The sequence below is a fragment of the Vagococcus sp. genome (assembly GCF_036639995.1).
Taxonomy (GTDB): Bacteria; Bacillota; Bacilli; order Lactobacillales; family Vagococcaceae; genus Vagococcus.
Genome location: NZ_JAVWHO010000010.1, coordinates 26,548 through 38,738, shown reverse-complemented (window position 1 = coordinate 38,738; position 12,191 = coordinate 26,548). Strand labels below are relative to the sequence as shown.

At 30.4% G+C, this 12,191-nt stretch carries 8 protein-coding genes; all 8 read left to right on the top strand.

What is annotated here, in order from left to right; genetic code table 11:
• The first annotated feature begins 195 nt into the window (after positions 1 to 195).
• The 8 genes from RR554_RS04760 (at position 196) to RR554_RS04725 (ending at position 11,983) form a co-directional block, all read left to right on the top strand.
• Positions 196 to 1,320, top strand: coding sequence for an AI-2E family transporter (locus tag RR554_RS04760; RefSeq protein WP_332462918.1), 1,125 nt, complete (start codon positions 196 to 198; stop codon positions 1,318 to 1,320).
• Between the two features lie 95 nt (positions 1,321 to 1,415).
• Positions 1,416 to 2,789: a hemolysin family protein gene (locus RR554_RS04755; protein WP_332462917.1), complete on the top strand. Its 1,374-nt coding sequence runs from the start codon at positions 1,416 to 1,418 to the stop codon at positions 2,787 to 2,789.
• 219 nt (positions 2,790 to 3,008) lie between these two features.
• The gene (locus RR554_RS04750; protein ID WP_332462916.1) at positions 3,009 to 3,752 is read left to right on the top strand and encodes a glycosyltransferase family 2 protein; all 744 of its coding nucleotides are present in this window, start codon (positions 3,009 to 3,011) and stop codon (positions 3,750 to 3,752) included.
• 47 nt (positions 3,753 to 3,799) lie between these two features.
• A complete protein-coding gene (locus RR554_RS04745; RefSeq protein WP_332462915.1) occupies positions 3,800 to 4,138 on the top strand; it encodes a DUF2304 domain-containing protein in 339 nt (112 codons plus the stop codon).
• The gene (locus RR554_RS04740) at positions 4,139 to 4,486 is read left to right on the top strand and encodes a hypothetical protein (RefSeq protein ID WP_332462914.1); all 348 of its coding nucleotides are present in this window, start codon (positions 4,139 to 4,141) and stop codon (positions 4,484 to 4,486) included.
• 33 nt (positions 4,487 to 4,519) lie between these two features.
• Positions 4,520 to 6,445 (top strand): DUF6020 family protein, encoded by a 1,926-nt coding sequence (locus RR554_RS04735; RefSeq protein WP_332467523.1) that lies wholly within the window; start codon positions 4,520 to 4,522, stop codon positions 6,443 to 6,445.
• Positions 6,446 to 6,561: 116 nt separating this feature from the next.
• On the top strand, positions 6,562 to 8,118 hold the full coding sequence (locus RR554_RS04730) for an immunoglobulin-like domain-containing protein (RefSeq protein ID WP_332467522.1): 1,557 nt from the start codon (positions 6,562 to 6,564) through the stop codon (positions 8,116 to 8,118).
• A gap of 373 nt (positions 8,119 to 8,491) precedes the next feature.
• Positions 8,492 to 11,983 (top strand): bifunctional glycosyltransferase/CDP-glycerol:glycerophosphate glycerophosphotransferase, encoded by a 3,492-nt coding sequence (locus RR554_RS04725; RefSeq protein WP_332467521.1) that lies wholly within the window; start codon positions 8,492 to 8,494, stop codon positions 11,981 to 11,983.
• Positions 11,984 to 12,191 lie beyond the last annotated feature (208 nt).

Genomic DNA, 12,191 nt, shown 5'->3' with positions numbered 1-12,191 from the left:
CTAAAGATTCTTGATAGATTGTTGAATTAATGTCTTTCGTATATTTCATTGTTAGCATAAAATAAGCTCCTTTAATTTTTTTGTTTGAATTCATTAAATAATAAAAGCAATTTCAGTTAGAATATATTATACTATAGGGTAATCAGATTAACCAATGAATGCATGTTGAGTTAATTGAATATTGGAGGAAAAACTATGTACGATAAAATGAAACGATCAAAATTAATGTTTTGGTCGCTTGAATTATTAGTAATTGCTACTTTAATTTTAGTTGGAACTAAGATTAACTTTATTTTTAAACCGTTAGCAACGATGTTTACAACAATGTTTGCACCGATTTTAATTTCTGGATTTTTATATTATTTATTTAAGCCAATTGTTTCTTTTTTAGAGAAGAAAGGAATCAAGAAAACGTTGGCTGTAACCTTAGTAATGCTACTATTAGTAGGAATTATAGTTGTTTCTATCTCATCTTTAATTCCTAATTTAATCAATCAGGTAACAGCTTTAATGAAAAAAATGCCACAATTTATCACAACTGTTGAAGATTGGGCAGATCAAGTAGCCCGTCATCCGATGGCTAAGGACATTGATTTACAGTCATATATTGATAAGTGGAACTTATCTTTAGGCAATATTGCTCAAACTACTTTTAATGGTTTAAGCTCTGGTATTGGTTCTTTCGTCTCGTCTGTTGCAGGTATTGTGATGTTGGTTGTGACAGTTCCTTTTATTCTATTTTATATGCTAAAAGATGGTCACAAATTTATTCCAGCAATTGAAAAATATTTCCCACAAAGTCATAAAAACGAGATGCTTGAGTTACTAAGTAAAATGAGCGAAACCATTGAAAAATATATCAGTGGTCAGATGATAGAGTGTTTATTTGTTGGTGTTTCAACAAGTATTGGTTATATGTTAATCGGTGTAGACTATGCCTTTCTTTTTGGTTTCATTGCAGGTTTGACTAATATGATTCCCTATATTGGACCATATATTGGGTTAGCACCGGCCGTTGTTGTGACTGTTTTTACGGATCCTTGGAAAGCAGTTTTTGCCTGTATTGTGGTATTAATTGTTCAACAAATTGATGGCAATATCATTTACCCGAATGTGATTGGTAAGAGTTTAGATATTCATCCATTAACTATTATTATCTTGTTGTTAGTGGCGGGAAACATTGCTGGTTTATTGGGTATGATTTTAGGGGTGCCATTCTATGCAGTATGTAAAACAATCTTCGTTTATGTCTATGATATGGTGCAATTAAATAAGAAAGAAAAGAGTAAATCAACCTTCCTGGAGAATCAAAAAAAGTAGGATAAACAATTGTCAAAATTGTTCAGTTGTGATACGATTTCAGAGTAATTAATTTACAAAATTTACGTATTTTATTTTAAGGAGAGAACACGCTTATGAACGCTGACCCTGATAGTCAGTCTATTTTAATTAATATTGTTGTTTTGATTGTTTTAACTTTGCTAAATGCTTTTTTTGCAGCGGCAGAAATGGCGGTAGTTTCGGTTAATAAAAGCCGAGTTGAACAAAAGGCGAGTGAAGGAGATAAAGCATCAATTAAACTGCTACGATTAATTAATGACTCGGGCATGTTTTTATCAACGATTCAAGTCGGAATCACACTTGTTAATATTTTAGCCGGTGCGTCTTTAGCTAATTCGTTTGCCAAAAAATTAGCACCATTATTTGGTGACGTGGCTTGGGCAAAACAAGTATCCCAAATAATTATTTTGGTTTTATTAACATACGTGTCTATTGTTTTTGGAGAGCTTTATCCAAAACGAATAGCACTTAATAAATCAGAAGAAGTGGCACGATTTGTTATGGGACCTATTAAGTTTTTAGGTGTCATTATGAAGCCTTTTGTCTGGTTGTTATCTAGCTCAACAAATTTGTTAAGCCGTATAACACCAATGACTTTTGATGATGCAAATGATAAAATGACTCGAGAAGAGATGGCTTATATTTTAACCAATGAGGGTGTCCTTGATTCGGATGAACTTGAAATGGTTCAAGGAATCTTTGATATGGACACAACTTTAGCCCGTGAGGTAATGGTCCCTCGTACAGAAGCCTTTATGATTGATATTCATGATACGGCAATAGAAAATATTGATAAAGTACTATCTAATAATTTTTCTCGTATTCCTGTTTATGATGATGACAAGGATAAAGTAATTGGTATCTTACATTTGAAAAATTTACTAAAAGAAGCTAGACGAACTGGTTTTGAGAATGTAGATTTATTAAAGGTTATTCATGAACCTTTATATGTTCCTGAAACTATTTTTATTGATGACTTACTTGTTGAGCTTAAAAAAACACAAAACCATATGGCAATTCTTTTAGATGAGTATGGTGGTGTTGTAGGTCTTGTAACCTTTGAAGATTTATTAGAAGAAATTGTTGGTGAGATTGATGATGAGTCAGATGAATTAACAATTGAAGAGCTTTATACAAAAATTGGCGAAGACGAATATATTGTTCAAGCTAAAATGCCAATTGACGACTTTAATGAAATTTTCGAAACGTCTCTTGATATGAACGATGTTGATACAATGGCAGGTTATGTAATTACTGCTCTTGGTGTGATTCCAGAGGAGAATGAAACCTTGTCTCTTGATGTCGAAAATGTGACACTGACAACTAATAAGGTTGAAGGCACACGTTTGTTAGAAATCAAAGTCAATGTTCATGAGAAAGAAGAAGATGTTGAAGAGGAAAAATATCGTCGGATAAAGAACACGTCTGATAGAGAAAAAGATGAATAGTATAAAGGGACTGACTAAATAAGTTAGTCCCTTTTTCATTTGGGAAAAATACGTATTGCCATAATTTTATATAATAAAATGTATAAATTGTAATGTGAAAGTAAAACAAATATGATAAAATGGATTGATTATCAACGTATTTTATTATTCAAAGGAAAGAGTTGTTATTTCAATTTTTTTCTATAATAAATGTGAAAAACTATACAAAAGGAGAAATTAATGAACGTTTTACTCATTATTCCTGCATACAATGAAGAAAAAAGTATATTGACGACTATTGAAAATGTAGAAACATTTCAAGCTAAAGGATTTGAACTAGATTATCTCGTTGTAAATGACGGCTCAAGTGATCAAACACTTCAGCTATTAAAAGAAAACAATAAGAATGTGTTATCACTTGTTCACAATCTTGGTATTGGAGGATCTGTTCAATCTGGTTATAAATATGCTTTTGAAAATGACTATGATATTGCTGTTCAATTCGATGGAGATGGGCAACATGATATTAATTCGTTACCAGATGTTATAGAGCCATTGCTAAAAGAAGAAGCTGATTTTTCAATTGGTTCACGTTTTGTGAAAAAATCAGATGACAATTTTCAGTCTTCTTTGATGCGTCAATTTGGTATTAAGGTGATTAGTCAATTTATTAAATTAACTGCAGGAATCAAAATTTATGATGTGACATCGGGCTACCGAGCAGCTAATAAAAAAATTATTAAATTATTAGCAGAAAACTATCCGGTTAGGTATCCAGAACCAGAATCGACAGTCTATATTAGTAAGCACGGGTATTCAATTAAAGAAGTTCCTGCAAATATGTTTGAACGTAAGGATGGCAAGTCTTCAATCTCACCAATCAATTCGATTGCTTACATGATTGATGTTTGTTTATCGATATTACTGCTTAGTTTTAAGAAAACAAATAAAAAGGATGATTCATCACAAACAAAGATTGATTAAGTCTCCTTGTTTATTCTTATCTATTTATGAAAGGACTGTTTGTGTAAATGACAGTATTTAATGTGTTTTTATTTATTATTTCAATTGTTGTTTTGATATATATTGTAAAGACAGTTAATTCAGATGCGTTTTTTATTAACTATGCGTTTCAGTGGCTCGTTGCAGGTATTATTACTTTAATTGCAGCTGTTAAGCCGCAATGGATATTTAAGTTATCTGATTTAGCTGGTTTTGAGACACCAATGAATTTTATTTTATTTATTTGCATTATCTTTTTATCGTATCAAATTATTGGACTTATTTCGATTGTTTCAGTTCAAAATAAAAAAATTACAAAATTAGTCCAAGAAGTGTCATTATTAAAAAAGAAAATGGAGGATGATTAGATGATTCTATTTGTTTTATATGTCATTTTATCTTCAGCAGGTATTATTTTATTCAAATTAGGCTCCACAGCCGTTGAGTTTACATTAACTGATAAAATTATTGGTTTTAATATGTCTTATACTAGTATGCTTGGTTTACTATGTTATTTAGTTAGTTTTGTGTTGTGGATGATTATTATCGGGAAAAATGATGTGAGTTATATTGTACCGATTGGTTTAGCTGCAACTAATGTAACTATTATGCTAGGTGCAACATTCTTTCTTGGTGAAAGTTTTTCATTGTATAAAATTATTGGATTATTGCTAATATTAGGAGGTATTGCATTCTTAAACATGGGGAATGCATAATTAATAATGAAACAAAAAATAAAAATAACACTAATGGCATTTATAATGTCAATTGGCTTAGTGATGACACCTAAAATTCATAGTTTTGATGTTAGTTCCTACGAGCGAATGTCTAATCACTTTTTGAAATTCACGTTTCATTTGTTTTATGAAATAATGCTTTCTATTGAAATGAACCGTTTGATAGTAACTGGTTTATTTATTTTTCTGTTTATTTGGTTAACATTTTTGGCGAAATCAAAAATTAAGATTAACTGGATTCAATATGTTTTATCTGCTATTTTAGCAATTTTTGCCGTATCTGCTTCAGCTTTTTATGTGCCAGACCTTCAAAAGGGAACGTGGGATATTTTGTTTGAAGGTGGAGTACAAACTGTTAAAACAGTGATTATGTTTACAGGCTGGCTTTTATTTTATAATTGTTTACAACGCACGTTGATGTATATGTTAACTATATTTAGATTTAAAGAAAAAGAGAGTCGAATTGAAAAAGGGCATCGCTTTAAACTTCCGGAATTTATGAAAAAGCATGTGTTTATTTCAGCTTTATTAATTTATATTATCCTGTTGATTCCGATTGTATTGATAGACTTTCCAGGAACTGTTTCTTATGACACGTTGATTCAGTTAATTCAGTTCAATGGAGATATGGCTTTAAGAAATGACCACCCTATTTTTTCTACAGCATTATTTGGAAACGCGGTTAAATTAGCAACAAAAATGGGAAATCCTTCACTAGGTGTCTTTTTCCATGCGCTTTATCAAATGGTTGGTTCAGCAGTGTGTGTAGCTTATACCGCATGGGTGATTAACAAGTTGACTACTAAAATTGCGCCATCTTATATTTATGCAAGTTTTGCAGCATTGGTTCCGATTTTAAATAATTTAATTACGGTTCCTGTGAAAGACACAATGTTTTCTCATTCTTTTGCAGTGGTCATTGCCACTGTGTGTTTGTATATGTATGATAGAGAAGTGTATTTTGCTAAGAAAGCCTATTTGATGACGGCCTTTGCTTTGACATTTGCTATTCTTTTAAGAAAAAATGCCATTTATGCGTTGGTTCCTGTTTTGATTATTTTTATTCCTTATGCACTAATTAAATTGATTCAAAAAAAAGGAAATCATGTGGTGTTAATTGCAGCTGTGATGATGCCGTTACTTTTTAGTGCAGTTATCGAAAATGCCCTGATTTCTTATTATGATGTTGAAAATACTGTGCTAGAGCGAGAAAAATATTCTGTTCCATTTCAACAAACAGCCAGATACGTTAAAAAGTATAAAGATGAGATCCCAAAAGAAGAGGCTGAAATCATCGATAAAGTCATTGATTATGATAAACTACCTAAACTTTACCTGCCGACTCGTTCTGACCCTGTAAAGGAATCTTTTAGAGAAAAAGCAACGGATGAAGACATAAAAGCATATTTGGGTGTTTGGGCTAAACAATTGAAGACACATCCGGTTGTGTATTTTGAAGCAACCATGCATCAAATATTCCCATTATTTACGATGACGAATCATAATGGTTATTATGCATCACTAGAATCAACGTCGAAGATAACACCGTGGACGAACTCGCATTTTGATATTTATAATTTAAAACAGCCTCAAATCAACACAGATTTGAGTTTGGTTAAAATGAGTTTTGCTAAAATGATTGATAATCTGCCTGTTCTTGGCTTATTTAATAATTATTCAGTGTACATCATATTAATGTTGATGTTACTTGCCATTGCGTTGTATAAAAAAATGACAAAAGTTTTATGGGCAATGCTACCAACGTTATTACTGTTAGGAACATTAATTGTGGGACCGTTAATGCTTGCTTATCACAGATACTACATTCCGTTTGTGCTAATCGCACCTATTTATTTAACTCTTGTTTATCTTGAGTTGAATAAGAAAAAAGTTAAGCCTGAAGAGGATACGTTGGTTAATGATAGTGAAATAGAATAAATTGCTTATATAGTTAAGGAGAACACTTGGTTGACAGTGTTCTTTTTTTTGTCGTTTTTTTTATCTTATGGAGTTATTATTAGTTATATAAATAAAAAATAGTAAGGAGAGAAGAAATGAAAAAAAGTAAGATTGTTTTAGCAATGACTGGTATGACATTAATGGTAGCTACAATTGGGTTAAATGCGTTTCCCTCGTTAAGTAGTTCGACAATCGTAGAAGCAGCTTCAAAAAGCTCAGCTTCTAAACCTATAAGTGTGTCAAAATATGGAACTGTTACAAAAGAGAACTACAAAACTTGGAATAATTTTGAGTGGAGTCCAAGAGGAAATACCAAAGATATTTATCAATCAACGGTTTTTATTAAATATCAATACAATAATAGTAATGGCTATTCTTACTATTCAATTTATGATCAAAATAATACTTGGTTAGGTTATGTTAATAAAGATGCTGTGAAATTCGCAGATGGTAAGCAAGGACTTGCTCAAAAAGTTGATAAAACTGTTCAAGTAACAACTAAAAATTATCCGATTCATCAAAATTTTTCATGGAAGAAAAAAACAGATAGCAAAACACTTAAAAATAAGCCGTTAACTGTTAAGTATCTGTATCGCCATATTAATGGTTCAACTTATTATTCGTTATATGATAAAGAAGGAACGTGGCAAGGTTATATAAATAAAGACGGTGTAAAGGATATTGATTTAACCAAACCGGCACAAGGTGATGCGATTAAAGTTAATAAATATGCTACTGTTATCAATTTTGACTATAATACGTATCAAAATTTTGGTTGGGAAATAAAAAATAATGGGCTTGATATAAATGGTCAAACCTTTAAAGTGAAATACGAGTACCATCACCGTAATGACTCAGTTTACTATTCATTATATGACCAACAAGATAATTGGCAAGGTTATATTAATGAAAAAGGAACTAAAAATAATGGGGCTAAAGGGACATACTATGCGTACAATAAGTATGTGGATATCAAAGATACTGGTGCTGTGATCCAAAAAGATTTAAATAAACTTGATGGTGATACAGTCATGTTTAGACCATTTAAACGTCCGATTCTTGCTAAAGGAATGTATCACCATTTCAATGGTAAAACTTATTATTCTTTATATGACAAGATAGGCATTTGGCAAGGCTATGCTGTTGAAGATGAGCTTGATTTAGATGTGAAAAAATCTGGTCGCGGAGAAGAAACAGATCTAAAAGTTCGTGTGTCACTCCAAAATCAACGAGTATATAAAAACTTTAATTGGGATGTTCTGTATGAAACTAATGAGTTATTAGGTAAAGAATTTAATGCTAAGCGTGTTTATTATCATATAAATGATTTAGATTATTATTCATTATTTGATAAGGATGGCAAGTGGTATGGCTATATTAATACTGATTTTGTGACAACACTAAATCCGTCTATCATGGGTGTTAGCAATACGACTGTTAGAGTATCAGATGGCGATTTTGATCCACTTAAAGGAATTTGGGCAAAGGATAGAGATGGCAATAAATTGGAAATTACTGTCGAAGGCTCAGTGGACTTAAAAACACCAGGAGCATATACATTGAAGTATACTGTGGTAGATTCAAAAGGCTTACAGACTACTGTTTCAAGAGTTGTCAGAGTTGTTGATGGTGGCGTCAATACCCCTGAATAGAAACTGTCATTAATTAAAAATATGTAAAATATCCAGTAAATTATCTATAAGGTCACTAGTCTATAGTGGCCTTTTTTGCTTTTTGGAGAAGTTAAAGTAAGATGTGCAATATTCACTTTAAGTCTTAAATATGATACAATTAATAATGTTTTGATAAAAAATATCAATTTTAATATAAATATATGTTAGACATCTTGCTTAAAATTGCTGAAGTAAAGCAGTCGTTCAAGTCTAAAGGTTTGTTCAGAAAACTTTAGAATATTAGTTGATTTGGAGTGGAAAGTGTTGTTTGTGGATAATGTTCTTGACTAAATCAAGTAAAATAAGACGAAATAATCAAATGTATACAATTTAAATACTTCAGGGGGATGACATGGATAAGATTAGAATTAGTGCTGTAATTGCTATTTACAACGTAGAAGAGTATATTGTCGAAGCTTTAGATTCTTTATTGGAACAAGAAGTGGAAAATATTGATTTAGAAGTAATTGTTGTTGACGATGGTTCAACAGATCAAACTCCTGCTATATTAAAAGAGTATCAAAAAGAGAATGAGAATATTAAAGTAATAAATGTTGATCGCGTAGGATTAGGAAAAGCAAGAAATGTAGGGATTGAGACTAGCACAGGAGAATATCTCATTTTCATGGATGGCGATGATATTATATATCCAAATGCTTACTATGCCATGCTTGAATCAGCATTAAAAAATGATGCAGATATTGTAGTAGGGAATGTCTCTCGATTTGATTCTACAAGAAAATTCTTTTTAAGCGGTCTACATAAGAAAATTTTTTCTGATAACTTGGAAGGAACCCACATATTAAAAAATAAACAGTTGATCTATGATACAACTGCTTGGAATAAACTATTTAAAGCATCATTCTTTAAAGAAAATAATTTGAAGTTTCTTGAAGGAATGCTATATGAAGATATTCCATGTATTATGAAAGCTCACCTTCTATCAAAGAAAACTAATATTATTTTAGATTATGTTTATAGATGGCGTTTAAGGGATAGTGCTACTAACCGTTCAATTACTCAGAATAGACATGATACTCAAAATCTTTTAGATAGAGTTAAGTCTGTTGACTGCTTTACAGATGTTGTCAATGAATTAAATATTGATAATCAAGAATTTTTAGAGGAAAAAGAATTTAAAGAATTAACTGTAGACTATAAATTGTATTTTGACATGTTACTTGATGTGGACTTAGAGTACTTTAATTTATTTTCAGACCTTTTAAAAAAATATATAGATAACATGAAAACAGATGTATTTGAAGCAAGAATTCCTGTCAATATTCGTTTGATGTACCAGTTAGTTTTAGATAAAAAATATGACGATTTAGTTTTATTTAAAAATAATATTTTAGAATTCAATGATTTAAAAACTAGTCAAAAAGGCTCAGATGTTTATAAAGATTTAACTGAAACAAGCTTTAGTAATATATTTGATAATCCGATAATTAATATGTCTAGCGATATTATCCCTATAACAAAAACAAAAAAAGTTAGATGGGCAAAAGGGATTTTAAGTGTTGAAGGATTTGTGTATTTACAATATTTAAATACGGATGAGAATGTAAAAATACAAGCTTTTTTAGTTAACCGAGATGAAAGTGAAGTAATAAAATTACCCACTGAAGTTATAAAAGATAAATCAACGACTCAGTTATATGGTGGTGGAAAGAACGATCACTTAATCAAACGTCATGTAAACTACGACTATTCTTATTATAAAACACAAGTTGATGTTAATAATCCAGAATTGTATCAGTTATTGTCTGAAGATTGTTTTATAAAGTTAGTTATTAACAATGGAGATTATGAAGCAGAGACGTATGTAACAAACCCAAGTAAAGGTGCGTTATCTAGACCAACTGATTATACTTACGAGGAGCGCGGTTATAGAGTTCTTTATAACAAGCAGTGGCGATTAGAAATAATTAGTGCACCTGTAACTGTTAAAAATTTAAAACCCTTTATCAGAAATGAAGAGTTGGTATTATCTGGCATAATGTTAGGTGAATTTACAGGAGCATTTTTTAAATATTCAACAGACAACATAAAAATCCCCAATCATACATTTAACCGATTTGATGATGGTAAATTTGAGTTGATTTTTAATATTGAAAATATGCTAGATGCTGAATATGGTTCAGATTTTTATTTATATCTTATTAAGAATGATGAGCCAATGATTGTTTGGTTAGATCAAGATTTTATTTCTACATATGATGTGTGGAATGAAAAAGAAATTAGATTTACACGCACGTATCATAAATGGTTAAAAATAAATTTAAATGAGCATGTTAGGCCTAAATTAGTTGATTTTAAAATAAGTGAAATTAGTGATGACAAATATCAAATCCAATTTACAACTAGTCAATTGATTTCTTCTAAAGAGAAAATAAAAAAAGTTTTTGTTTTAGGAACAAGAAAATCAGATGGTAAACATATAAAAATTTTCCCTAAAATAATTAAATTAGAGAATCATAATTATGATAGCTTGTATGAGATTGACTTTGATAACAATTTGCTAAATTTATTTGGTAATTCAGAATGGTCATTTAAACAAACGTGTGAAACAGAAGGCGCATTGTACACGAATAATTTGTTATTAGATATGGACCCATTAAATACACGATTTTCAATTGATAAAAATAATTTTAGAATATTTTCGGATAGGGATGGATTAATTAATCTTTCATCAACTTTAGAGAAAACGTATTTTGAAAAAGGACCAAGAAGAGCTAAGTTGTTAACGGACTATGTGTATCCGTTAATGAGATTATTACCACAAAAGAAAAAATACGTTATGTTTGAATCTTATTGGGGAAAATCATTTAGTTGTAATCCTAAGGCCATCTATGAAGAAATTCAAACTCAGTATCCAGAACTTGAGTGTGTTTGGAGTTTTAATAATCCGTATACGGAAGTTACTGGTAATGCTAAAAGAGTCAAAAGAAATAGTTGGCAATATTACTATTACTTAGCGCGCTCAACTTACTTTTTCAATAATGCTAACTGGCAAAATAACTATGTGAAGAGAAGAAAAAGTGTAGAAGTTCAAACGTTACATGGTACTTTTTTAAAAACAATGGGGCTTGACGTAACAGATGAAGTGGACACACAACAAAAACTAGATAATTTTAGACTTCGTCATAGTCGATGGGATTATCTTATTTCACCTAGTAAATTTATGACAGATATTTCCAAAAGGGTATTTGAGTTTAATGGTGAGATGTTAGAATATGGATTTCCTAGAAATGATATTCTAGTGAACTCTAATCAGGAAAAAGAAAAAATAGAAATACTTAAAAATAAGTTGGGAATCCCTAAAGATAAAAAAGTAATTCTTTATGCGCCAACTTTTAGAAATACTGGTGGATTTAATCTAGAATTAGATTTAGAGAAGATGAAAGAACAGTTGTCTGATGAATATGTATTATTAGTAAGGCTGCATTATTTTGTGTCAAAAAATCTTGACTTAGAAGGCGTTTCTGATTTTGTTATTAATGTGTGTGATTATCCTGATGCTCAAGAATTACTTTTGATAACAGATGTTTTAATAAGTGATTATTCATCTATTATGTTTGATTATGCGAATCTGAATAAACCAATAATTCTATTTACTTATGACTTAGAATACTATCGCGATATTTTACGTGGTATGTATACTGATTTAGAAGAAGGGGCTCCTGGAAAGCTTTGCCGAACTACTCAAGAAGTTGTGGATTCGTTAACTAATCTTGATGGGTATGAACAAAGATATAAAGAACAGTTATCTGATTTTAGAGAGAAATTTAATGAATTTGAATCAGGAAAAGCTGCTAAGTCAGTTGTAGAGAAAATCTTTTAAAAATAAAAAACTTTAAAGTTAATTTTTATATTTTAACTTTAAGGTTTTTTTGTTTCTTTTTATAAATGATTATTGTTTACTTATAAATTGTAAAGACAATTTTAAAAATAGAGGGCCTACATTCACTTTAAGCCCCAAACATGATATAATTAACAATGTTTTGATAAAAAAGATCAATTTAAATATAAATATAAGTTAGGAGACTACT